The sequence below is a fragment of the Sphingopyxis sp. LARHCG72 genome, assembly GCF_052871675.1.
The window spans coordinates 353958-378537 of the sequence record NZ_JBIXJU010000001.1 but is presented as its reverse complement, the minus strand read 5'-3'; the positions used below and the strand labels follow the sequence as shown (position 1 = coordinate 378537).

The following is a 24580-nucleotide window of genomic DNA, read 5'->3' as shown; positions in this document are numbered from 1 at the left end:
ATAGTTTCAATTGAAACTAGATGGGATTGCGATCATGGCCGACCTCTTCGAAAATCCGCTGGGCCTCGACGGCTTTGAATTCGTCGAATTTTCGGCGCCGGAGAAGGGCATTCTCGAACCCGTGTTCGAAGCGATGGGCTTCACGCTCATCGCGCGCCACCGTTCGAAGGACGTCCAGCTGTGGCGCCAGGGCGGGATCAACCTGATCGCTAATTACGAACCCAAATCGCCCGCGGCCTATTTCGCCGCCGAGCATGGCCCGTCGGCGTGCGGCATGGGCTGGCGCGTCCGCGACGCCGCCAAGGCCTATAGCGAAGCCGTCGAACGCGGCGCCGAGCCGGTCGAGGTCACGCCCGGCCCGATGGAACTCCGCCTCCCCGCGATCCGCGGCATCGGCGGCTCGATCATCTATCTGATCGACCGCTACGGCGACGACCTCAGCATCTACGACATCGATTTCGTCTATGAAGAGGGCGTCGATCGCCACCCCGTCGGCGCGGGGATGCAGCTCATCGATCATCTGACCCACAATGTCTATGGCGGCCGCATGGCGCATTGGGCCGCCTTCTACGAGCGCATCGCGGGCTTCCGCGAGATCCGCTATTTCGACATCAAGGGCGAATATACCGGCCTGACCTCGAAGGCGATGACCGCCCCCGACGGCAAGATCCGCATCCCGCTCAACGAAGAGGGTGCGGGCGGCAAGGGGCAGATCGAGGAATATCTGCGCGCCTATAATGGCGAGGGCATCCAGCATATCGCGTTCAGCTGCGACGATCTCTACGCCGCGTGGGACAAGCTGAAAGCACTCGGCAACCCCTTCGCGCCGTCGCCGCCCGCGACCTATTACGAGATGCTCGAAGAACGCCTCCCCGGCCATGGCGAGTCGGTCGAGGGCCTCCAGTCGCGCGGCATCCTGCTCGACGGTTCGACCACCGAAGGCGATCCGCGCCTGCTGCTCCAGATTTTCGGCCAGACCGTGATCGGCCCCGTCTTCTTCGAATTCATCCAGCGCAAGAAGGACGAGGGCTTCGGCGAGGGCAACTTCACCGCGCTGTTCAAATCGATGGAAATGGACCAGATTCGCCGCGGCGCGCTGACCGTCGAGGAACCCGCCGAATGACGAGCCCGATCAAATTGGGCGGCGTCCACCACGCCGCCTATCGCTGCAGGGATGCGAAGGAAACGGTCGACTGGTACGAAACCATGCTCGGCATGACCTACACCACCGCCTTTGCCGAGGATCATGTCCCGTCGACCGGCGAGTACGATCCGTACATGCACGTCTTCCTCGACGCGGGGAACGGCAACATCCTCGCCTTTTTCGAACTGCCCAACCAGCCCGACATGGGCCGCGACGAAAATACGCCCAAGTGGGTCCAGCACCTCGCGTTCAAGGTCGGCAGCTATGACGAACTCGTCGCCGCGAAGGCGCATCTGACCGCGAACGGCATCGACGTGCTCGGCCCGACGCATCACGGCATCTTCAAGTCGATCTATTTCTTCGATCCGAACGGCCACCGCGTCGAACTCGCGTGCGACATCGGCACCGACGAGCAATATGCCGAACTGAAGCGCGTCGCGCCGCTGATGCTCGAGGAATGGAGCCAGACCAAGAAGGCGCCGCGCCACGCCGACTGGCTGCATCAGGCGGCGAACGAGTAGCTCCCTAACCCTCCCGCGTGCGGGAGGGAGAATATCCTACTTCCGGTCCAGCCCGATGCTTTCCAGCGTCGCGCCGCTGCACTTGTCGGCTTCCTTGCTCTGGCCGTCGCCCGACAGCGCTCCGATCGCGAGGAAGCCCGCGACCACGGCGACGAGGAACGCGCCGGTGACCCAGATCAGATATTTGTCGATGAACGCCTTGATCGGCGCCCCGAACAGCCGGAACAATATGCCGACGAGCATGAAGGAAAAGGCCCGACTGGCGAGGCTCGCCCACAGGAAGGTCCAGAAACTCATGTGGATGAAGCCGGCGGTGATCGTCAGCAGCTTGAACGGGATCGGGGTTGCGCCCTTGATCAGGATGATCTCGGCGCCGAACTCGCGCAGGTAACAGGCGGCCGGCGGGAAGGCGTCGGTGAGCCCGAGCACCCCGAGCAGCCACAGCCCGACACTCTCGTAAAGGAAGAAGCCGATCCCGTAACCGAGCACCCCGCCCGCGACCGACGCGAGCGTGCAGATGATCGCATAGCGCACCGCCTTTTTGGGGTTCGCAAGGCACATCAGGCCCAAGAGCGGGTGCGGCGGGATCGGGAAGAAGCTCGCTTCGACGAAGGACACCAGCGCCAGCCAGAACTCGGCGTGCGGATGCGCGGATTTCTCCATGGTCCAGTTATAAAGGTTCTGGATCATGGACTTGTTACGCGGTGTGGCGGTCATGCTGGTCCTTCGGTGCGCGAAGTGCGCCGCGACTCTATGCCGTTCGGTTCGAACGAAGTCGAGCCGGTCAGTGGCGGAAGTGGCGCATCCCGGTGAAGACCATCGCAAGGCCGGCTTCGTTCGCCGCCGCGATCACCTCGTCGTCGCGGATCGAGCCGCCCGGCTGGATGACGCAGGTCGCGCCCGCCTCGACAGCGGCGAGCAAGCCGTCGGCGAAGGGGAAGAAGGCGTCGCTGGCGACCGCGCTGCCGACGGTGCGGGCTTCGGCCCAGCCATGGCTTTCGGCGGCTTCGCGCGCCTTCACCGCGGCGATGCGCGCGCTGTCGCGGCGGTTCATCTGCCCCGCGCCGATGCCCGCGGTCGACCCGCCCTTGGCATAGACGATCGCGTTCGATTTCACATGCTTGGCGATCGTCCACGCGAACAGCGCGTCGGCCAGCTCTTCCTCGGTCGGCGCACGGTCGGTGACGACCTTGAGGTCGGCGCGTGTGATCCCGCCGTTATCGCGGCTCTGCGCGAGCCAGCCGCCCGCGATCGTCTTCATCATCAGCCCGCCGCGTGCCGGATCGGGCAGTTCGCCCGTCAGCAGCAGGCGGAGATTCTTTTTCTTCGCGAACACCGCGCGCGCGTCGGCGTCGGCGTCGGGCGCGCACACGACCTCGGTGAAGATGCCGCTGATGAGTTCCGCCGTCGCGCCGTCGAGCGGCCGGTTGACCGCGATGATCCCGCCGAACGCCGACACATCGTCGCACTTCAGCGCCGCGTCATAGGCTTCAGCGATCGTCGCCGCACTCGCGACGCCGCACGGGTTGGCGTGCTTGACGATAACGCAGGTCGGATCGGCCTCGCGGAATTCGGCGACGAGTTCGAGCGCCGCGTCGGCGTCGTTGATATTGTTGTAGCTGAGCTCCTTGCCCTGCACCTGCTCCGCCTGCGCGATACCGCGCGCGGCGGGACCGGCGGGCAGATAGAGCGCCGCCTTCTGGTGCGGGTTCTCGCCATAGCGCAGCTCGGTGGCGAGCTTCGCGGTCAGCGGCAGCGTGTCGGGAAAGAGCTTGCCCTGGTCGGCAAAGGCGAACCAGCTTGCGATCATCCCGTCATAGGTCGCGGTGTGCGCAAACGCCGTCGCGGCGAGGCGCTTGCGCAAGCCCAGCGTCGTCGCACCATTGTTGGCATCCATCTCGGCGATCACCGCGGCATAATCCTCGGGCTCGGTGACGATGTTCACGAAAGCGTGGTTCTTCGCCGACGAGCGCACCATCGCGGGGCCGCCGATGTCGATATTCTCGATGATCTCGTCGCGCGCGGCGCCCTTCGCGACGGTTGCGGCGAAGGGGTAGAGGTTGACGACCACCAGGTCGATCGCCCCGATGCCATGTTCTTCCATCGAGGCGACATGCGCCGCGTCGTCGCGCACCGCGAGGATACCGCCGTGGACCGTCGGGTGCAGCGTCTTGACGCGGCCGTCCATCATTTCGGGAAAGCCGGTGAGGTCGGACACGTCGAGGACATTGTGTCCCGCCTCGCGCAGCGCCTTCGCGGTGCCGCCGGTCGACACCAGCTCTACACCATGCTTGACGAGCGCAGCGGCAAGCTCGGCGAGCCCCGCCTTGTCGCTGACGGACAGAAGGGCGCGGCGGACGGGAATCAGGTCGGTCATGGGAAGGGCGGCCTTTGAGGATGGGAAAGACGCGGCCCCCCTAGGCGGGTGCGCCCGCTATCGCAAGCCGCGTTGGCGCAGAAAAGCACCGTGTCCCCGCGAAGGCGGGGACCCATCTCCCGTGGGTTCAAGGCAGCGCCTGCGGAAGATGGGCACCCGCCTTCGCGGGTGCACACGGCTTATTGAGTCACTCGGGGCTTACAATCCCAGCGCCGCCGCGATCCGGTCCCAGCGCACCATTTTGAAGTTCTGCGCCTTGGGCGCGTTGTCGCCGTCCTGCGCAAGGAAGATGCCGTCGGGATAGTCGGGGCCGAAATTGCCCGCGACCGCCTCGATCCCGTCGGTCTCGCTCGTCGCCCCGAATGCCCCCGCAGCGACGGCGAAGCGACCGACATAGTCGACGCCGGGCAGGCGGAAGACCGCATAGGCGTTGTCGCCCTGGCTCGACGCGATCAGGTAGCGCTGGCCCTTGTGGTCGATCGTCGCGAGGCCTTCGACGTCGGCGACGAGGCGCTGGTTGTCGACCGGCGCGACGAGGCGCGCGGTCGCGGTGTTGCCGTTCGGGACAAGCTGCCAGATGCCTGCATCTTCCTCGCCCACATAGAGCGTGTCGCCGTCGAAGACGCAGCCTTCGGACTGGGTCGGGATCTTATATTCCCATGCGATCGCAAAGCTCGGCGCGGCGCCTTCGACCGTCAGCGTCCCGACGCGCACCGTGCCGTCCTTGACGATCAGCGCCGCGGTGACCGGCGCGCCCGGCGCGGTCTTCTTGAGGCAGAGGCCATAAGCTTCGCCCGTGCCCGCCGCGGCGCGGCCAAGCGCCGTGACCGCCGGCTTGTCGGCGTCGAGGCGGAAGACCGCGAGGTGCGCGTTCACGCCATCGTTGCGATCGCTCGCGACGATGATGTTGCCCGCGACGTCGACATTGTTGACGAGGCCTGCCTTGGTGAAGGCGATATCCTTGCCGGTCAGGTCATAGACGTGCAGCCCCGCCTTCTTGTCGGTTGCGACGATCAGCGCGCGGTTCGGATTGGCGGGATCGACCCAGATCGCCGGATCGTCGGCGGCATCGGCGCGGCCGGTCCCGACGGGTTCGGTTTCGCCGTTCGCGCTGACCTGCGCCGGCGGCAGGCCCGTGATCATGGGCGCGGGGGTGCCGGTGCACCCCGTCAACGCGGCAGCGAGCGCGGCGGCGCCAATCCGGTTCGAAATGCGGATCATGACGATTCCCTTCATTTGCCCTTGGCGACGCAGCGGCCGCCGTCGGGACCGACGTTGCCCGAACAGGTGCGCGCAGCGAGCGTCGGTTCGGCGATTTCACTGAGGCGGTTGCCCGCGGCGGTGCGTTCGAGGTCGAAGCCGTCGTAAAGCTTGCCCGACGCGGTGAACGTCCGGAAGCGGAGCCGCTTCGGCTCGACATCGACGATCTGGTAGAGTTCGGTCGCTTCGGCGATCTTGTCGGGCTGGCTGCCCGCGCGGTCGTTGAGCCGATACATCTTCGATCCGGTCACCGATACCAGATAGACGGGGCCCTGCACCTTGCCGTCGGCGCGCGCCTTTGCCCCGGCCGCGCGGCCCGCTTCGGCGGTCAGGCGGCTGTAGCAATGGTCATGGCCCTGCAGCACCAGGTCGACCCTGCGCTTTTCGAACACCGGCTTCCACGCCGCCTTGATCTCGGCGGTGTCGTTCGGGCGCGCGCAGGTGAACACGGGCTGGTGGAACAGCACGACGTTCCAGTTCGCCTTCGACGCGGCGAGCGTCGCATCGAGCCAGTCGGTCTGCGCCTTCATCGACCCGAGGTCGATCGCCGCGGTCCCGTCGAGGACGATGAAGCGCACCCCCTGATAATCGGTATAATAGGTCGTCGCCTTCACCGGATCGACGCCGTTCGCGGGCAGCGCGAATTGCGCCGGCCAATAGGGACCGAGCTTGCGGCTTTCGCTGCCGTCGGGTTTCAGGACATCGACATATTCATGGTTGCCGGTCGCCGGGACCTGCGGGACGATCGCATAATTATAACCGCCGGCCTGGTTCCACTCGCCCCATTCGTCGTCATGGTCGAGGTCGTCGCGCTGGCCGACGAGGTCGCCGGCGTGGACGACAAGGCGGATGTCGCCATTGGCATGGAACGCCTGCCGGATCACGCGGCTGGCATAGGTCAATATGCCGTTCTGGATGTCGCCGAGATAAAGGAAGCGAAAGGGCTTGGCTTCCTCGGCGGCGGTGCGGAATTGATACCATTCGCTCCAGCCCGCGGCGCCCTTCACGCGGTAGGTATAGACGGTGTCGGGGGCGAGACCGGTGAAGCGGACCTGATGATAGAGCGCGGGGCCATAGCTGCTGTTCACCGACGTCGTCGTGCCGGTAACCAGCCGGGCCTTTTCCTCGAGCGTCGGGCCGTCGACCGACACCGCGATCTGGGCTTCCGCCGCCGCCTGCCCGGTGTCGGTGCGAAAGGCGACCGCCATGTCGCGCGCCGGGTCGGCGCCGGGCGTCAGCACGATGCGATCGGGAAGGTTGCGGGGCGCGTAGGGAAGGCCGGGCGAGCGCGGGACCGGTGCCGCCTCTTGCGCCGCCAGTGATGCGGCGCTGCCGAGCAACGCGGCCGCGGTCAGCGACAGCCCGAAATGAAAGCTCCGTCTTTTCCGAATCATAGCGTCTCGCTGCCCCCTTTGATCGGCGATGCCGGCTTCGCCACGCCGGAAAATCCGGGTTGCGCGGCGCTGCGCCCGGCCCCGTTCCAGCAAAGGGGCTTGACGTCAATCCCACAATATTTCCGTCACTTAACTGTCATCAAAACGTCATGACGCTCGCCGCAAACTGTCACACGCCCCCCCTAGAGGCCCGGCAACCAATAAGGGGGTACGACAAAATGATTCGACGTTTCAGCCTGCATAACGCCGCCGCGCTTGCCATCGCCACGGCCCTTGTCGCCGTCCCCGCCGCCGCGCAGGACAGCGCGCCGATCGTCGACGAAAGCGGCGACGGCACGATCACCTCGGCGCGCGACATCGTCGTCCTCGGCAGCGTCGGCTATCGCAACCGCAGCGAAGACCAGGCCGAACCGGTGATCAGCTACGACAGCGAATTTTTCCAGCGTTTCGAGCCGCTGACCGCGGGCGACGCGCTGAAGCGCGTGCCGTCGGTCACCTTCCTGTCAGACGTCATCGAAAGCGACGGCGCGCGGCTGCGCGGCCTGCCGCCGGGCTATACGCAGATCCTGATCAACGGCGAAAAGGTCCCCGGATCGAACGCCGACCGCAGCTTCTTCCTCGACCGCATCCCCGCCGAGCTGATCGACCGCGTCGAAATCGTCCGTTCGTCGTCGGCACGCCGCACCGGCGACGCAGTCGCGGGCACGCTCAACATCAAGCTGCGCGACGGCTACGAACTCGACGGCGGTTATCTGCGCGCGGGCGGCCTCTATTATGACGACAAGGAACTCGAACCCAGCGTCGGCGGCGTGTTCGGCGGCGCGCTCGGCCCGGGCCGCTTCCTCATCGGCGGCAATTTCCAGGGGCGCCACAACCCCAAGAAGAAATATTCGCTGCGTTACAGCGATTCGCCCGAGAACAACCCGAATTTCGCGACCGACGATTTCGAGAATCGTGAGGACCAGACCGACACCCGCGACGGCAAGGATTATTCGTTCAACGCGACCTATGACATCAAGGGCGACACCACCGACTTCTCGGTGAACGGCTTTTACGTCCACACCGATCGCACCGAGACCGAGCGCAGCTTCGAATATAATCACCCGACGAACATCAATGGTCCGGTCCGCGCGACGCCGCCGGGCAATCTGACCGTCGACAACGCCAATGTCGCGAAGATCAATCAGGATAACTACAGCGTCAACGGCAAGCTCGCGCACCGCTGGTCGCTGGGCGAAACCAGCCTGAAAATCGGCTACGCCTGGTTCGACGAAGACCGGTTCGAAACCGAATATGAGGTCGAATTCGACCGCGCGCTGCCACGCTTCACCGGCGACCAGACGCGCACGGGCATCACCGACAAGGAATTTTCGGTGCGGCTGGAACATGAATTCCCGCTGGGCGAAAATACCAAGCTGCTCTTCGGCGGCCTGTGGCAGGACAAGGACCGCTCGACCTCGATCACCGAGGCGCCGCGCGACCGCTACAATCTGACCGCCGCCAATCGGCAGGGCTATGATCAGTTTGCGCGCAACCCGACCGAGTTCGTTCGCACCTTCGGCGCCTTCGTGCCCGCCGTCGGCGGGATCAACACGATCGAGGAAAAGCGTCTCGACGGCTTCGTGCTGGTCGAGGGCGACATGCCCGGCGTGAAATGGGAGGCCGGTCTCCGTTATGAAACGACCGACCTCACCATCAACGACCTGACCCCGCCCGCGACGCGCATCGACAATGATTATGAAAAGCTGCTCCCCTCGGCATCGGTGAAGATCGACGTCGGCGCGCGCGGCCGGGTCACCGCATCGGTCGCCCGCACCAGCCGGCGCCCCGAATTCAATTTCCTCTCGCCCGCTACGCTCGAGGAAGAGCTCGGCGACAACGACCTGCTCGGCAATCCGCTGCTCGATCCCGAAACCGCGTGGGGCTTCGACCTTGGTTATGAACAACGCCTTGGCCGCTCGGGCATCGCGGGGATCAATGTCTTCTACCGCAAGGTCGAGGACCTGATCGAGCTGACCAACACGGGGCCGATCGTCGGCCGACCGGGCGCCTTCACCTACCAGCCGCAGAATATCGGTGACGGCAAGGTGTGGGGCGTCGAGTTCGACCTGTCGACCGACCTTGGTTTCATCGGCCTGCCCGACACCGGCGTCTTCGGCAACGTCTCGTGGCTCGACAGCAAGATCGTCGACGAATTCGGCGAGCGCCGCTTCAACGGCCAGAGCAAATATGTCTACAACTTCGGCGCGATCCAGGACATTCCGTCGATCGGCGCCGCGTTCGGCGCGACCTATCGCAAGCAGGGCGGCGCCTTCGACCGCACCGTCGGCGAGGAGGTTTTCACCAGCTATGGCGCCGATCTCGAAATCTTCGTCGAAAAGCGGTTCGGCAAGAGCTTCACGATCCGCGCGGTGGGCTCGAACCTGCTCAACGGCGCGAAGCGCGAGACGTTCAACAAGTTCACGACGATCGACGACCAGAACGACCGCAGCTTCGACGAATATGAACTCGAAAGCGAAAAGGCCGGCCCGGTCTTCCAGCTGATGGCGCGTTACGCCTTCTGACGCGCCGGGTTGCGGCGGCGGGCAGTCCCTTGCCTGCCGCCGTCAGCCGATATGCTTGAAGATCCAGCCGATGCTCGCGCCGCCCGCGGGCGCAGTGCCGGTGACGACGATCTGTTCGGTCGGGTGCGGCCGTCCCTCGCCGTCGACCCACAGGCTCGGCTCGATATCGAGCGCGCCTTCGGACGTGCGGAACTGCCACAGCGGGCCGCCGTTGATGCGCAGCAGCGCGCCCAATTTGTCCGCGGTCAGGCTCGCCGAGATATGCGGACCAAGGTGAAAGCGCAGCGTGAATCCCTTGTCGCCCTTGCGCCGCGTGCGCGGGGCCGGAAGCAGCATGTCCTCGCCGCGCAGCTCGCGCCCGTTGGGCGAGAGGATCAGCAGGCGGCGGTGGATCAGGCCATGGCGCCGCGCATAGCCGTCATGGCTCATCTCGACCCGGCTGCCCTGCGGCGTCTCGCGCCGGTCGAGCTCGACCTCGGTCACGCCCTTGCCGAGCGAGCCATTGGGCAGGATCGCGGTCGAATTGCTGTCGCCGAGCGTCAGCGTCGAATGCGCCGCTGTCGTGCGCAGCCCCCGCGCGAGGTCGGCGGGGATCGTCGCGCCGGTCAGCGCCGCGCCGCCGCAATTGACGACGATACGCTCGTCGCCGTCGCTGAGTTCGAAAGCGAGCGTCGAGGCGCAGCCCGCCTCGGTCACGCGGGCGATCGGCGGCGGCGCCGCGTCGGCGAGCAGCACGACCTTGTTCGCGACCAGCCGCTGGTAACCCCAGTCGCGCGCCTGCTTCAGCGGGCGGGTGCGGATACCGCTCGCCGCGACGATCGCCTGGATGGTCTCCGCCGAGGTCGCACCGCTGCCCTGCCAGCTGCCCATGCCGCCGTCGCTGTGGGTGAGTCCGAGCAGCGCGGGCACCGTGCGCGCGAGCACTTCCTGCACGAACGGCGGCACTTCGATGCGGCGCATGTCATAGATTTTCGCGAGCATCGACAGCGCCATGATCGCATCGAGCTGCGCCTGCGGCGAGCGCGAGATATTGCCGCCGTCGGCGTAGAAGCTGGTCTCCAGCACCTTGCGCAAACCCGCCTCGCCAAAGACCTGCCGCGGTTCGCCGCCGGGCATCAGCAGCGACGCGGCGACGATGCCGACCCACGCGACCATCTGGCCGGTGCCGGGGCGCGTCTTGTCGGCAACGCGGTCGAGATGGCGCGCCGCGCGCGCGAGATGGTTGAGCACCGCCGAGCGGTAGACGAGGTCGCTCGACGACAGGATCAGCGGCGCGTGACACGCCCAGAACAATATGCGCCACGCGGTGTTGTCGGCCTTCCACGCGGGTTCGCTGACCGTCTCACCATGCGTGCCGAGCCAGTGGCGCACGACCGCTTCGGCGATCGGGGCGCCGTCGGCGCGCGAGCCGGTCGCGGCGAGGTCGCGCAGCCAGGCGAAGCTGTGCAGATAATCGGCAAAGGCCGGCGCCACAGCGAGCGAGGCGAAATCGAGTTCGCCGAGCGGCAGCTTCAGTCCGCGGTGGAGAAAATGGCCGGCGCGGATCGCGGTGCCCGCGCGCGCGTCGCCCGGCACGGGGTCGGTCGGCACACCGAGCAGCTTGAGCGGGAAGCGCCCCTTCAGCCGAAAGGCGTGGAGCGGCGTACGCCAGGTCAGGCGCGTGATCGCGTTGGCGACGCGGTCGCCGAGCGAAAGCCCCTTGTCGGCGGGAAGGCGGATCAGCCTTTTGCCGGGCTCGATCGTGTCGTCGATCGGCGCGGCCTCGTCACCGGAGTCGAGCGGCGGGTCGGCGGGGGCAGCGTTGGGCGGTCTCCCCTTCATCGATCAGGCGCCCCGCAAACGCCGGATATTGTCGGCGTAAGCGTCGGGTCCGCCCTTGAAGGTCGCGGTGCCCGCAACGAGCACGTCGGCGCCCGCGTCGATCGCCAGCGGCGCCGTGCCCGCGTCGATGCCGCCATCGACTTCCAGCCGGATGTCGCGGCCCGATTTCTCGATCATCTTGCGGACCGCCTCGATCTTGCGGAGCTGGCTCGAAATGAAGCTCTGCCCGCCGAAGCCGGGGTTGACGCTCATGATCAGGACCAGGTCGATGTCGTCGATCAGATAATCGAGCATCTTCGCCGGGGTCGCGGGATTGAGCGACACGCCCGCCTGCTTGCCGAGCGACTTGATGTGCTGGACGGTGCGGTGGATGTGCGGCCCGGCCTCGGGATGGACGGTGATGATGTCGGCGCCCGCCTCGGCAAAGGCGTCGAGGAAATGGTCGACCGGCGAGATCATCAGATGGACGTCGAAGGGCAAGGTCGAATGCGGGCGCAGCGCCTTCACCACCATCGGGCCGATCGTCAGATTGGGGACATAATGGCCGTCCATCACGTCGATGTGGACCCAGTCGGCGCCCGCGGTCTCGATCGCGCGCACCTCTTCGCCAAGGCGCGCGAAATCGGCGCTGAGGATCGACGGGGCAATACGGACGGGAGCGGTGGCGGCGGTCATAGAGACCGGCCTTAACCATCAAGCGAGTCGGGGGCAAGCGGGGTGGGGCCGCTATCGACAGCTATCCCCAAATAATGTCGTAATGTCGCGCGGACCTATCGCCAGCGCCACCCGCCCTCGGTCTTGGCGCGATAGATCGGCATCGGCGCGAGCCCCGCCAGCACGACCGCGATCGTCATCGCCACCGGCTGGCCCTGTAGCACCGTCGCCAGCCCCGTGATCATCGCAATATGGAGCGCGAGGAAGAACCAGCCCTCCCAGACCATCGGCAGGCCGGTGCCATAGCCGCGGCGCTTGGCGCGAAACCATGGCCCCTTGCGCATGAACAGGTGGAGCATGATCAGCTTTCCTCTTTGGGCGGCCGCCCGCGCCTCGCGGGAACCGGCGGTTTGACTGCCATCCCGCGCCGCGCCAGCGCCTCGCGCAGCAAGACCTCGATTTCGGCGTTGGCGCTGCGCAAGTCGGCCGCCGCCATCCGCTCGATCGCCGCATAGAGCGCGGGATCGAGACGGAGGGCAAAGGCTTTTCTGGACGACGCAGACACCGGACAGCCTCAGTAGAGCGATCCGGCGTTCACCACCGGCTGCGTGTCGCGTTCGCCGCACAGCACGACCATCAGGTTCGATACCATCACCGCCTTGCGCTCGTCGTCGAGGTCGACGACGCCCTTCTCGGACAATTGGGTCAGCGCCATCTCGACCATCGTCACCGCGCCCTCGACCAGCTTCTTGCGCGCCGCGATCACCGCTTCGGCCTGCTGGCGGCGGAGCATCGCGCCCGCGATTTCCTGCGCATAGGCGAGGTGGGTGAGCCCGCATTCGTCGACGGTGATCCCCGCGACGCTCAGCCGCTCGATCAGCGCCTTGCGCAGCTCGACCCCAACCTCGTCATGGTTGCCGCGCAGCGTGACTTCCTGATGCTCGATATCGTCATAGGGATAGCGCGAGCCGATCGAGCGCACCGCGGCCTCGATCTGCGCCATCACGAATTCCTTGTAATCGTCGACGTCGAACAGCGCCTGTGCGGTGTCGGTGACGCGCCACACGACCTGCGCCGCCATTTCGATCGGATTGCCGCGCAGGTCGTTGACCTTGATCTTGTCCGAAATGACGTTGTTCGCGCGCACCGCGATCTTCTTGCGCGTCAGCCAGGGCAGGACCCAGCGCAGCCCCTCTTCGCGGTCGGTGCCCTTATACGCGCCGAACAGCTGGATCGCGGCGGCCTCGTTCGGGTTGATGAGGTAGAAGCCGCAGAGGATCAGCAGGCCGACGACCGCCGAGGCGACGACGACGACCCATTTCCACGCGACCATATATTCGGCGTTGGCGTTGGTGATCCCCGCCCACGCCGCGAGCCCCAGCAGCACCAACCAGATGAACAGCATCAGATAGCCGCTCTGCGTGGCGGCGCGCGTCTCGCGACTGCGGTTCAGCGCCGGCGTCCCTGTTTCGACCATGTTTCCCTCCGAATCACTCGATATAATGATGATATCATATTTATATCGAACTGGGCGGCGGTCAATCGGGATTTCAGCAGGGGCGACTTTGGGGTGGAAAGCTGTCATTAGCGAATTGCGCATAAATGATAAGCTTGCTCACCCAATATAGGGGTCGACGTCATGCGACATCGCACCACGACAAAGATTGCTCTTGCAACCGCCATCATATCGCTATCGATCACGTCACCGGTGCGAGCGGTTGAAGATACGCAACATGAAGACGCATTAATCGCTGCGTTCCTCGTGGGCGACATGACGGATTGGGAACCCAGCTCCTTCTGCTTCAATACCACTCTCCGCGATCTTGATGCGACCAAGATCGAACGGCTGCAGAGATTCCCTGGGCCAGATCGCAAAAGCGGCCAAGAACTAGATTATCTTAAAGACCTAAATGAAGTCGCTCGAGCAGTAGATGCGCTACCCTCTCGAGTAGCGTCTTTAGAAGCACGTGGCTTAGGCAATTTCAGGGTCCGGCCAGCGGCTTACGCGGAGTGCGAGAGCATCCCGACATTCAGATTAAACCGGGCGATGATGAGCGGCGCAAAAGCGCTACTTTCCGGGGTTTTCGTTACGCCATGCGGGAGCATACCATTTGGACTTAATCTACTGAATCTCAGCCCGAAATGGGAAAAGAAGCATACGGCATATTACTACTCAGTGCCGGGCTTGCCGGGTTGCTCATATCTTTCCAAGGCGCACCCGGGAGAGCCAGCGGATACCTATCTGTTATTTGAACGGTAAAATCTGGAATATTCAGGCCTTGCGGCGTCAGCAACCGGCCGTCAGGCGCCCTCTCCACTCTCCCGGACGAAGCAACAGCGACCTGCCGAAATCTATCGGTCTCGGCTCATCGGTCCAATGCCCGTCGTCCCCACCCCGTCGGCGCTTCGTAGAACAGCTGTTGACATCGCCCCCGCGCTCGCAAAATTCCTCCATCGACCGGTTTTCCGGCTCAAGGTTCGAAGGGGCATCTTCATGAAAGTCTTTCCGTTGCTGGGCGCCGCGACGCTCGCGCTCGCCGCCGCCGTCACCGCCGACGCCCAAACGCCCGCGAAACCCGCGGGCGCCGCCACGCAGGTGCCGCCGATCGCGTACAAGGAACGCATCCTCGCCAACGGCCTGCGCGTCCTTTCGCTGCAGGACAATTCGACCCCCAATGTCATGGTGTCGGTGTGGTACGACGTCGGGTCGAAGCACGACCCCGAAAAACGCTCGGGCTTCGCGCATCTGTTCGAACATATCCTCAGCCGCAAGACGGTGAACATGCCGTACAACATGATCAACCGGCTGACCGAGGATGTCGGCGGGGTGCGCAACGCGTCGACCAGCTTCGACCGCACCAACTATTACGAGACCGTCCCCGCCCAATATCTCGAAACGATGCTCTGGACGCACGCCGAGCGCATGGCGCGCCCCGTCGTCGACAAGGAGGTGTTCGAGACCGAACGCAATGTCGTGAAGGAGGAACTGCGCCTGCGCGTCCTCGCGCCGCCCTACGGCCGCCTCTTCTTCTTTGCCCTCAGTGAAAATACCTTCGACGTCCTGCCGCACCGCCGCCCGGTGATCGGCACGATCGCCGACCTCGACGCCGCGACGCTCGACGACGCGCGCGCCTTTCACGAGGCCTTCTACGGGCCCGACACCGCAACCCTGATCGTCGCGGGCAATTTCGACGAGGCGCGGCTCCAGTCGCTCGTCGACAATTATTTCGGCGCGATCCCCAAGCGCGCAAAGCCGATCCCACTCGCGATAAAGGGCACCGAACCGCCGATGGCCCCGCGCCGCGTCAATGCGACCGGCCCCAATGTCCCGCTGCCCGCGGTCGGTGCGATCTACAAGGTGCCCGGCGCCGGCCACCCCGACACCGCCGCGCTCGAGGTGATGAACGCGATCCTGTCGAGCGGCGAGAATTCGCGGCTGCACAAGGCGCTCGTGCGCACCGGCATGGCGAGCCAGATCGACGCGAGCGTCGATTTCACCGAGGAAGCGGGCGGCCTCACCCCCTTCGCGATCCTCAGCGACGGGCAGGATCCCGAGAAAGTGGCCGCCGCGCTCGATACGGTGCTGACGGGCATCGCCTCGGCCGAAGTCTCCGATGCCGAACTCACCGAGGCGAAGACCGAACTGCTCGCCTCGACGCTCGAGGAACGCGAAACCTTCTCGGGCCGCGCCTTCGAACTCGGCGAGGCGCTCGTCCTCACCGGCGATCCCGCCGCCGCGAACAAGCGCCTCGATGCGATCGCACGCGTGACGAGGGCCGATGTCGCGCGCGTCGCGAAAACCTATCTCGATCCCAAGGCGCGCGTCGAACTGCGCTACGCCGCGGGCGACGGCGATCCCAAAAGCTGGGCGAACTCCAAGCCGATGCCCGTCTTCCCCAGCGTCCCCGCGGCGACCGGCACGCCCAACGAACTCGCCGCCGAAGCCGCGCGGCAGGCACCCCCCGCGCCGGCCGCCGCGCCCGCGGTGACCCCGCCGAAGATCGCCGAAAGCCGTCTCGACAACGGGGTCCGCGTCGTTGCGGTCAAGACCGGCAGCGTCCCGCTCGCGACCCTCAGCGTCGTGATCGGCGGCGGCGCGTCGACCGATCCGAAGGGCCGCGCCGGCGTCGCGACCATGGCCGCCGACCTCGCCGCGAAGGGCACCGCGACACGCTCGGCCGAAGAGATCGCCGCCGCGCTCGAAAGCCTCGGCGCGTCGATCAACGCGGGCGCCAGCCCGGACGGCAGCATCTTCTCGGTCACCGCGCCCGCGGCGAACCTCGATGCGGTTGGCACGATCCTCGCCGACGTGATCCGCAACGCCAGCTATCCGCAGGCCGAATTCGACCTCGAACGCAAGCGCATGACCGACGGCCTCCGCGTCGCGCTCAACAATCCCGGCGCGATCGCCGCGATGGTCGCGCAGCCGTTGCTTTACGGAACCGCCCCCTATGGCGGACAAGCCGGCGGCACGATGAAAAGCCTCGCCGCGATCACCCGCGACGACCTTGTCGCCTATCGCCGCGCCTGGTGGCATCCCGCGAACATGTCGGTCGTCGTCACCGGCGGGATCGAACCCGCCGCGGGCGCCGCGCTCGCAAAGCGCCTGTTCGGCGACTGGAAGCCCGAAGGCCGCGCGCCTGCGCTCCCCAAATCGCGCGCGGGCGCCGCGCTGCCGCCGCGCACGATCGTCGTCGACCTCCCCGGCGCGGGGCAGGCGGCGGTGCTCGCCGCGGTGCGCGGGGTCAGCCGCGCCGACGCCGACTACTCCTCGCTCCTCCTCGCCAATTCGGTGCTCGGGGTCGGCTCGAACGGCCGCCTCTTCAACGAGGTGCGCAGCAAGCGCGCGCTCAGCTATGGCGCGTATAGTTCGATGCCCGCGCGCGCCGACGCCGCGCTTTTGAGCGCGAGCGCGCAGACGAAGAACGAAACCGCGACCGAGGTGGCCGAAATCTTCCTGAACGAGTTCAAACGGCTCGGCGCCGAACCGATCACCCCCGACGCGCTCGCCAAGCGCCGCGCCTTTCTCGAGGGCGCCTATGGCCGCCAACAGGAAACCGGCGGCGGATACGGCGCGATCGTCGCGGGGCTGATCCTGCAGGGGCTCCAGCCCGCCGACGCGCTCGATTACGCCGCGCGGCTCGGCGCGGTGACCCCCGCGGCCGCGAACGCGATCGCGGCAAAGAATGTCACGCCCGAAAATGCCTCGCTGATCGTCGTCGGCGACTCCGCCAAATTCATCGACAAGCTCCGTGCGCTCCGTCCCGACCTCGTCGTCATCCCCGCCGACAAGCTCGACCTCGAGTCGCCGACACTAGGCGCCGATCCGCGGTAGCCCGTCCATGATCGCGGTGAGCGCGAGGGCATTCTCGCGCTCCATCGCGCTATGTCCCGCGTTGGTGACGACATAGGTCGCGGGCTCCGACCCCGCATCGCGCAGCGCCGCGACCAGCCGCGACGCCTGCGTCAGCGGACACACCTCGTCGAAACGCCCGTGCACGATATGGACCGGGATACCGGCAAGCGTCGCAATATGCCTGAAGAAATGCCCCGCCGGGATAAACAGCTCGTTCGCGAAATAATGCGCCTCGATCTGCGCAAAACTCAGCGCGAAATCGGCCTCGCCGAACTTGCCCGTATCGGCGGTCTCGGGAATCATGTTCGAGATCACGCCTTCCCACAACGACCATGTCAGCGCGGCCTTGAGCTGGCGCTCCTTCTCGGCGTCGTTGGCAGGCACCATGTCGAAAATCGCCTTGTACGATTTCATCACGTCGCCGCGCTCGGCCGGCGTCAGCACCGACAACAGCTCGGCCCATTCATCGGGATATTTCATATAGGCGCCGGGTTCGGTCAGCCCGTACGGATCCGCCTCCCACGTCGCGGCATTGCCCTGATAGAGGTAAAGCAGATCCTCGGGCGCGCCGAGGAAGATGCCGCGCAGGATCAGGCTTGCGGTATGGTCGGGGTGCGCGATCGCGTACGCCATCGCCAGCGTGCTCCCCCAACTCCCCCCGAACACGTGCATCGGCCCGCCGATTTCCAGCTCCTCGCGCAATTTCTCGATATCGCCGATCAGGTCGGCGGTCGTATTCTTGGCGAGCGCAACCGCGGGGCCCGCCGACGCCACCGTCGGCTCGCTCTTCCCGCACCCGCGCTGGTCGAACAGGATGACGCGATAGCGCTTCGGATCGAAAAAGCGTGCCATGACCGGCGCGCACGCCCCGCCCGGCCCGCCGTGCAGGAACATCACCGGTTCACCGTCGGGATTGCCATATTCCTCCCAGTAAATGCGATGCGCCGGGTCGCGATCGACTTCGAGCCAGCCGAAGTTCAGGCACGGCGGCTGCGGATAGGCCCAGTCGTCGCCGATCTTGCTCGAAGCCTGCAACCGCGAAAAATCCATGTCCATGCACCCTTGTCGATGATTCCGTTTCCACGGGCCTAAACGGTCGCGGCGCTATGTCCACCGTCTCGCGGGCTGCGGGGAACTTATCGCGCGGGCCATCGTTCAAAAAACACCTCTGATCGCGGGACGGATGACGCGCCCCCAAAGCGGCGCATGGCTGAAATTCCGGGGTTGGGCACGCGCGCGTGGAAAGCGATTTCCATGGGCATCAAAAAGGAGTGGTCTCATGCGTTTCCAACCCATTTTGCTCGGTGCGCTCGGCGCACTGGCGCTCTCCGCCTGTTCGCAAAAGGAAGATGTCGCGATGGCACCGCCCCCGCCGCCGGGTGCGGTTCCGGGAAGCGTTGCCGCCGACCGCGACGGCGATGGTATCATCGACGGCTATTATACCGCCGACGGCATCTATCACCCCAACTATGTGCCGCCGCCGCCCCCGCCGCCGCCCGCCCCGTCGCGGCTGGGAGAACGCGGCTGATTACCTGTCTTCGGGGGGCGCGGCATCGCTGCGCTCCCCTTTTCCTCGCATTTCTGGCGCTCGGCGCGCCCCTCGCCCCGCCGGCCCTCGCCGCGCCCGCAGCGCAGGGGGCCGCGATCCCGCTCGCCGGAGCGATCCGCGCAGAAGCCGGCGGCGACGTCAAACGCTTCTACGCCGCACGCAATTTCAAGCCGCTCTGGCTCCGCTCGGGCAAGCTCGGCCCCGAGGCGGTGACGCTGCTCGGCTATCTTTCGACCGCCTCGCGCGACGACCTTAAATCCGCATCCTACGACCTTGAAAAGCTCGAAGCGCTGATCGCGCGCGCCCGCGGCGGCGCCCCGCAAGACCTTGCGCGCGCCGAAGTCGCGCTCTCGGCCGCCTTCGCACGCTATGTCCGCGACATGCGCAGCCCCGGCGGGGCAAAGATGGATTATGCCGACAAGTCGCTTCGCCCGAAAAAAGCCGACCCCGAAACGGTGCTCCGCGCCGCCGCCTTCCCCAAGGATTTCGGCGCCTATATGAAAAATATGGGCTGGATGAGCGAACATTATGTCCGCCTCCGCACCCTCATGGGCCGTGCGCAGGCACAGGGGACCTCGAAGGACGCGATGGCGCGCCTCCGCCTCAACCTCGACCGCGCGCGCCTCCTGCCGGGCCCCTATGTCCATCATATCGTCGTCGACGCCTCGTCGGGCCAGCTCTGGTATTATGACGCAGGCAAGCGCGCGGGGTCGATGAAGGTCGTCGTCGGCGCCCCAGAAACGCAGACCCCGATGCTCGCGGGCAAGCTCCAATGGGCGATCCTCAACCCCTATTGGAACGTCCCCGACTATCTCGCGCAGAAAAGCATCGCGCCCAAGGTGCTCGCCGGGCGCAGCCTCGCCTCGCTGCGCATGGAGGCGCTCTCCGACTGGGGTCCCAACCCGCGCAAGCTCGACGCGTCCGAAATCGACTGGCCCGCGGTCGCCGCCGGCGACGAGGTGCTGCGCCTCCGCGAACTGCCCGGCGGCGCCAACTCGATGGGCCGCGTCAAATTCCTCTTCCCGAACGACGAGGGCATCTACCTTCACGACACCCCCGAGCGTGCGCTGCTCAAAAAGCCCGACCGCCATTTTTCGAACGGCTGCATCCGCCTCGAAAATGCCGCCGCGCTCGGCCAGTGGCTGCTCCATCGCTCGATCGTGACCAAATCGAAAACCCCCGAACAGGCGGTCGCGCTGCCCGTCGAGGTCCCCGTCTACCTCACCTATATCACCGCCGTCGCGACCGACCGCGGCCTCGCCTTCCGCGACGATGTCTACGGCCGCGACAGCTGAGGCGCGGCCGGGCGGTTGACCCGCTCCGGCGAAACGTACAGACCTGCCTCCTCACTGAAAAAGGGGCGAATCTTCATGCGCAAACTGGCCATCCTCGGTGCGAGCCTGCTCGCGCTCTCCTCCCAGCCGGGTTTCGCGCAGGAAGAGCCGGCGGCTACCGCACCCGCCGCGGAAACCGCCGCGCCCGTGTCCGCCGCCGCCGTCGGCAGCGCGCGCAAGGGCCCCGAGCGCCGCCTCACCGGTGCCGACCTCTTCGACCTCTCGATCGCGTCCGATCCGCAGATCAGCCCCGACGGCCGCCACATCGCCTATGTCCGCCGCTCGAACGACATCATGTCCGACCGCGCGGTCAGCTCGATCTGGCTTATCGACACCGCGACGGGCGAAGAAACTCCCGTCGCGGGCCGCAGCGGCGGCGCCTTTTCGCCGCGCTGGTCGCCCGACAGCAAGCGCCTCGCCTTCGCCTCGACCGAGGGCGGCAGTGCGCAGCTCTGGGTGCGCTGGATGAACGGCGGCGAGGCGGTGCGCCTCACCGGCCTTCCGACCAGCCCGTCGAACCTCGCCTGGTCCCCCGACGGTCGCTCGATCGCCTACACGATGCTCGTCAAGGACGACGGCCCCAGCTTCGGTTCGGCACCGAAGAACAAGCCCGAGGGCGCGAAATGGGCCGAGCCGCTCGAGGTCCACGACCTTCTCGCCTACCGCGCCGACGGCGAAGGCTATCTCGAATCGGGCTTCGGAAAGATTTTCGTCGTTCCCGCGACGGGCGGCTCGCCGCGGCAGCTCACCTTCGGCCCCTATCATGACGGCGGCCCGCTGAGCTGGTCGCGCGACGGCCGTACCCTCTATTTCAGCGCGAACCGCAAACCCGATTGGGAGAAGGACCCGGTCGAGAGCGAAATCCATGCGCTCGACGTGACGAGCGGCGTGGTCACCGCGCTGACCGACCGCAACGGCCCCGACACCAACCCGCTCGTCTCGCCCGACGGCAGCAAGATCGCCTATCTCGGCTTCGACGACAAATTGCGCGCCTATGAGAACACCCAGCTCTACGTCATGAACCGCGACGGATCGGGCAAGCGCAGCCTGACGGGCAATTGGGACTATGGCATCGACGCGATCCAGTGGGCCGCCGACGGCAAGTCGCTCTATGCGCAGTACGACGATCACGGCGAAACCAAGGTCGCACGCATCGGGCTCGACGGCGCGGTGCGCACCGCCGCGACCGGGCTTTCGGGCGGCGGGCTCGACCGGCCTTATACGGGCGGCAGCTTCACCGTGTCCGACGGCGGGGCGATCGCCTTCACCGGCGGCACCGCGACCCGCCCGGCAGAGGTCCAGCTCAATCGCGGCGGCACCGCGCGCATCCTCACCGACCTCAACCGTTCGCTTCGCGAAGTGAAATCGCTCGGCGAGGTCCGCAAGATCACCGTGGCATCGAGCCACGACGGCAAGACGATCGAGGGCTGGCTCACCCTCCCGCCCGGCTACCGCGACGGCCAGCGCGTGCCGCTGATCCTCGAAATCCATGGCGGCCCCTTCGCGGCCTATGGCGGCCATTTCTCGACCGACAACCAGCTCTACGCCGCGGGCGGCTATGCCGTGCTCTCGGCGAACCCGCGTGGTTCGACCAGCTATGGCGCCGCTTTCGCGAACGAGATCGACAAGCAATATCCGGGCAACGACTATTTCGACCTGATCAGCATCGTCGACCGCGCGATCGAGCTTGGCGTCGCCGACCCCGACGCGCTCTTCGTCACCGGCGGCTCGGGCGGCGGCGTGCTCACCAGCTGGATCGTCGGCAAAACGAACCGCTTCAAGGCCGCGGTCACGCAAAAACCGGTGATCAACTGGACGACGCAGGCGCTCACCGCCGACGGCCCCGGTTTCTTCGGCCCCTATTGGCTCGGCGCCGAGCCGTGGGAAAAGCCCGAACTTTTCTGGTCGCGCTCGCCGCTCTCGCTCGTCGGCAATGTCGAAACCCCGACGCTCGTCATCGTCGGTGCCGAGGATTACCGCACCCCGGTCAGCGAATCCGAACAATATTACACCGCGCTCCGCCTCCGCGGCGTGCCCAGCGCGCTGATCAAGGTCCCCGGCGCCAGCCACGGCAGCATCGCCGCGCGCCCCTCGCAATCGGCCGCCAAGGCGTCGGCGATCCTCGCCTGGTTCGAAAAATACAAGAAAGGCTGGACCCGCCCGGCGGGGGATATGGCGGCAAAATAGGCGAGCCGCCCGCCGCGTCGCCCTTGGGGCGGGAAGCAGGCGTCGCCTTATATATCATCCCGGCGGAGGCCGGCAAAATTTGCACCCGGCCGCCAACCACCCTACATTGGCCGGGCAATCGATCGCATCGGAGTATCTCGTCATGGACAACAACCTGCCCGCAACGCCCCACTGCCTTGCCGCCAGGAAAGTCCATATCCATGCCTTCGATCACAATCTCCAACCTCGGCTGGTCTACGCCTGACGGCCGCGCCGTCCTTTCGGGCCTCGACCTTAACTTCCAGTCCGAACGTGCCGGCATCGTCGGCCGCAACGGCGTCGGCAAGTCGACGCTGCTGCGCCTGCTGACCGGCGAGCTCACGCCCGCGACGGGCAGCATCGCGATCGACGGCAGCATCGCGATGCTGCGCCAGACAGTGCAGGTCGCGGCGCACGAAAGCATCGCCGACCTGTTCGGCGCGCGCGCCGGCCTCGCGCTGCTGCGCAAGGCCGAGGCGGGCGCGGCGACGATCGAGGAAATCGGCGACGCCGACTGGACGCTCGAGGCGCGGATCGACGAGGCGCTCGCGGGCGTTGGCCTGCCGCTCCCCGCCGACACCCCGCTTGCGCAGCTCTCGGGCGGCCAGCGCACGCGCGCCGCGCTCGCCGGCGCGATGTTCGCCGCACCCGATTTCCTGTTGCTCGACGAACCCACCAACAATCTCGACCGCGAAGGGCGCGACGCCGTGCGCGACCTGCTCGCCGGCTGGCGCGGCGGTGCCCTCATCGTCAGCCACGACCGCGAATTGCTCGAGGAAATGGACGCGATCGTCGAACTCACCAGCCTTGGCGGCGCCCGCTATGGCGGCGGCTGGAGCGCCTATCAGGCGCGCAAGGAAATCGAGCAGGCGGCGCGCGAAGCCGAACTCGCGGGCGCTGAAAAGCGCGCCGACGCGGCGCAGCGGCAGGCGCAGGCCGCAACCGAAAAACAGGACCGCCGCGACTCGCGCGGGCGCGCGAAGGCGGCGCGGGGCGACATGCCCAAAATCCTTATCGGCGGGCTCAAGCGCCGCGCCGAAGAGACGCGCGCCGCGGGAAGCCGCCTCGCCGAGCGCCAGCGCGGCGAGGCCGAAGAGCTGCTAGCCGCCGCCCGCGCGAAGATCGAGATCGTCGCCCCCCTGTCGGTCGGCCTGCCGTCGACCGGCCTTCCCGCGTCGCGGACCGTGCTCGCCCTCGACCGTGTCACGGCCGGCTATGCCGAGGGGCAGCCCGTCATCGAACATCTGTCGCTCACCATTACCGGCCCCGAACGCGTGGCTATCACCGGCCCCAACGGCTCGGGCAAGTCGACGCTGCTCGCTCTGATCGCCGGCACGCTCGCGCCCTGGTCGGGCACGGTCCGCGTCGGCGTCCCCTTCGCGCTGTTCGACCAGCGTGTCAGCCTGCTCGATCCGGCGCTGTCGATCGCCGGCAATTTCCTCGCCCTCAATCCGGGGACGACGAACAACCAGTGCCGCGCCGCGCTCGCGCGCTTCCGCTTCCGCGCCGACGCCGCCGACCGCATCGTCGGAACCTTGAGCGGCGGCCAGATGCTCCGCGCGGGCCTCGCCTGCGTCCTCGGCGCACCGCAGCCGCCGCAGCTTTTGATCCTCGACGAGCCCGGCAACCATCTCGACATCGAGTCCCTGACCGCGATCGAAACCGGCCTCGCCGCCTATGACGGCGCGCTGCTCGTCGTCAGCCACGACACCGCGTTTCTCGGCGCGATAGGGATCGAACGGAGGATCGAGTTGGGGTCAGCGAATGACGATGTCCGTTAGGGGGTGGAAAGCGGACCGGCCGTCGTTGATTGATATTCTCCGACTAACTGCCATAAACGAGCGGACGTGGGGGTTGTAATGTCAATAATCAGGCGTCTGCTAGGTAAATCTGAAAATGGCGGGTCGAGGCAAAGTTTTACCATCGACCCTGTAACCCTATCAACGGCGCAGCGCGTTGATCGTGGCGGGCATTGCCCCTGTCTCGCTTCAAGAGGAAAGAGGGGTACTCCGAGCGTCCCCAATTTGCATGTGGAAGAACAAGATGCATCAGCGCCCGGCTGGCAGGCGCTGCTGACGTTGATCAAGAGCAAACAAACAGTGTCCGTTCTAGAACCATTGGCGGCAATATCTGCAGATCAATGGACGAGCGTCATCACCTTGCCGTCTGAAATACAATTTCTTAGGGCGATTGAACAATTACGGCTCTATGGTAGCCACTTGCGACGCCTTCCTCCCGAGATTGGACGGCTGTCCTCGCTCAGAAATCTGGACATTTATACGTCCTACTCGTTGCATTGGCTTCCCTATGAGGTCACACGCTGCACCCGCCTGCACGATACGAGAATGAGCACGCGCGCGTTGTACGGGAACATCAAAACACGGCTGCCCTTTCCGAGATT

At 66.2% G+C, this 24580-nt stretch carries 19 protein-coding genes; 9 read left to right on the top strand and 10 right to left on the bottom strand.

The genetic code is table 11. The features are described 5' to 3' along the window. The first annotated feature begins 34 nt into the window (after positions 1 to 34). Positions 35 to 1123, top strand: a complete 1089-nt coding sequence (hppD, locus tag ACIPPQ_RS01830; protein WP_446542503.1) for a 4-hydroxyphenylpyruvate dioxygenase — start codon at positions 35 to 37, stop codon at positions 1121 to 1123. Continuing rightward, the gene (locus tag ACIPPQ_RS01825; RefSeq protein WP_327453301.1) at positions 1120 to 1665 is read left to right on the top strand and encodes a VOC family protein; all 546 of its coding nucleotides are present in this window, start codon (positions 1120 to 1122) and stop codon (positions 1663 to 1665) included. Before hppD ends, ACIPPQ_RS01825 begins: the two co-directional genes overlap by 4 nt. A 36-nt stretch (positions 1666 to 1701) precedes the next feature. On the opposite strand, the gene ACIPPQ_RS01820 is transcribed toward ACIPPQ_RS01825, so the two are convergent. The 4 genes from ACIPPQ_RS01820 to ACIPPQ_RS01805 form a co-directional block, all read right to left on the bottom strand. Continuing rightward, positions 1702 to 2355: a YqaA family protein gene (locus tag ACIPPQ_RS01820; protein ID WP_446543094.1), complete on the bottom strand. Its 654-nt coding sequence runs from the start codon at positions 2353 to 2355 to the stop codon at positions 1702 to 1704. Positions 2356 to 2449: 94 nt separating this feature from the next. After that, complete coding sequence (gene purH / locus ACIPPQ_RS01815; RefSeq protein WP_446542502.1) at positions 2450 to 4042, bottom strand: bifunctional phosphoribosylaminoimidazolecarboxamide formyltransferase/IMP cyclohydrolase; 1593 nt, start codon at positions 4040 to 4042, stop codon at positions 2450 to 2452. Between the two features lie 198 nt (positions 4043 to 4240). Then, positions 4241 to 5263: a phytase gene (locus tag ACIPPQ_RS01810; protein WP_446542501.1), complete on the bottom strand. Its 1023-nt coding sequence runs from the start codon at positions 5261 to 5263 to the stop codon at positions 4241 to 4243. Between the two features lie 11 nt (positions 5264 to 5274). Further along, positions 5275 to 6696, bottom strand: a complete 1422-nt coding sequence (locus ACIPPQ_RS01805; protein WP_446542500.1) for a fibronectin type III domain-containing protein — start codon at positions 6694 to 6696, stop codon at positions 5275 to 5277. A gap of 218 nt (positions 6697 to 6914) precedes the next feature. On the opposite strand from ACIPPQ_RS01805, the gene ACIPPQ_RS01800 reads away from it, so the two are divergent. Further along, a complete protein-coding gene (locus tag ACIPPQ_RS01800; RefSeq protein WP_446542499.1) occupies positions 6915 to 9260 on the top strand; it encodes a TonB-dependent receptor plug domain-containing protein in 2346 nt (781 codons plus the stop codon). A 42-nt stretch (positions 9261 to 9302) separates the two neighbouring features. On the opposite strand, the gene ACIPPQ_RS01795 is transcribed toward ACIPPQ_RS01800, so the two are convergent. The 5 genes from ACIPPQ_RS01795 to ACIPPQ_RS01775 all read right to left on the bottom strand — a co-directional run bounded on the left by ACIPPQ_RS01795 (position 9303) and on the right by ACIPPQ_RS01775 (position 13212). Continuing rightward, the gene (locus ACIPPQ_RS01795) at positions 9303 to 11081 is read right to left on the bottom strand and encodes a heparinase II/III family protein (protein WP_446542498.1); all 1779 of its coding nucleotides are present in this window, start codon (positions 11079 to 11081) and stop codon (positions 9303 to 9305) included. A 3-nt stretch (positions 11082 to 11084) separates the two neighbouring features. Further along, on the bottom strand, positions 11085 to 11756 hold the full coding sequence (gene rpe, locus ACIPPQ_RS01790) for a ribulose-phosphate 3-epimerase (RefSeq protein ID WP_446542497.1): 672 nt from the start codon (positions 11754 to 11756) through the stop codon (positions 11085 to 11087). Between the two features lie 95 nt (positions 11757 to 11851). Continuing rightward, positions 11852 to 12094, bottom strand: coding sequence for a hypothetical protein (locus ACIPPQ_RS01785; RefSeq protein WP_446542496.1), 243 nt, complete (start codon positions 12092 to 12094; stop codon positions 11852 to 11854). 2 nt (positions 12095 to 12096) lie between these two features. Then, positions 12097 to 12300: a toxin-antitoxin system HicB family antitoxin gene (locus ACIPPQ_RS01780; protein WP_446542495.1), complete on the bottom strand. Its 204-nt coding sequence runs from the start codon at positions 12298 to 12300 to the stop codon at positions 12097 to 12099. A 9-nt stretch (positions 12301 to 12309) separates the two neighbouring features. Then, on the bottom strand, positions 12310 to 13212 hold the full coding sequence (locus ACIPPQ_RS01775; protein ID WP_446542494.1) for an SPFH domain-containing protein: 903 nt from the start codon (positions 13210 to 13212) through the stop codon (positions 12310 to 12312). Between the two features lie 162 nt (positions 13213 to 13374). Here ACIPPQ_RS01775 and ACIPPQ_RS01770 point away from each other — a divergent pair, with 162 nt between their 5' ends. Next, positions 13375 to 13995 carry a hypothetical protein gene (locus ACIPPQ_RS01770; protein WP_446542493.1) on the top strand — a complete coding sequence of 207 codons (621 nt, stop codon included), beginning with the start codon at positions 13375 to 13377 and terminating at the stop codon, positions 13993 to 13995. A 234-nt stretch (positions 13996 to 14229) separates the two neighbouring features. Continuing rightward, positions 14230 to 17070, top strand: coding sequence for a M16 family metallopeptidase (locus ACIPPQ_RS01765; RefSeq protein WP_446542492.1), 2841 nt, complete (start codon positions 14230 to 14232; stop codon positions 17068 to 17070). Here the strand turns inward: ACIPPQ_RS01765 and pip are convergent. Next, on the bottom strand, positions 17050 to 18141 hold the full coding sequence (pip, locus tag ACIPPQ_RS01760; protein ID WP_446542491.1) for a prolyl aminopeptidase: 1092 nt from the start codon (positions 18139 to 18141) through the stop codon (positions 17050 to 17052). The genes ACIPPQ_RS01765 and pip overlap by 21 nt on opposite strands. Before the next feature lie 229 nt (positions 18142 to 18370). Between pip and ACIPPQ_RS01755 the strand changes: the two genes are divergently transcribed. The 4 genes from ACIPPQ_RS01755 (at position 18371) to ACIPPQ_RS01740 (ending at position 23960) form a co-directional block, all read left to right on the top strand. Continuing rightward, positions 18371 to 18619: a hypothetical protein gene (locus ACIPPQ_RS01755; RefSeq protein ID WP_446543093.1), complete on the top strand. Its 249-nt coding sequence runs from the start codon at positions 18371 to 18373 to the stop codon at positions 18617 to 18619. Further along, positions 18616 to 19935, top strand: coding sequence for a L,D-transpeptidase family protein (locus ACIPPQ_RS01750; protein ID WP_446543092.1), 1320 nt, complete (start codon positions 18616 to 18618; stop codon positions 19933 to 19935). The genes ACIPPQ_RS01755 and ACIPPQ_RS01750 overlap by 4 nt, the downstream gene beginning before the upstream one ends. Before the next feature lie 75 nt (positions 19936 to 20010). Next, complete coding sequence (locus ACIPPQ_RS01745) at positions 20011 to 22161, top strand: S9 family peptidase (RefSeq protein WP_446542490.1); 2151 nt, start codon at positions 20011 to 20013, stop codon at positions 22159 to 22161. A gap of 200 nt (positions 22162 to 22361) precedes the next feature. Then, positions 22362 to 23960, top strand: a complete 1599-nt coding sequence (locus ACIPPQ_RS01740) for an ABC-F family ATP-binding cassette domain-containing protein (protein WP_446542489.1) — start codon at positions 22362 to 22364, stop codon at positions 23958 to 23960. Positions 23961 to 24580 lie beyond the last annotated feature (620 nt).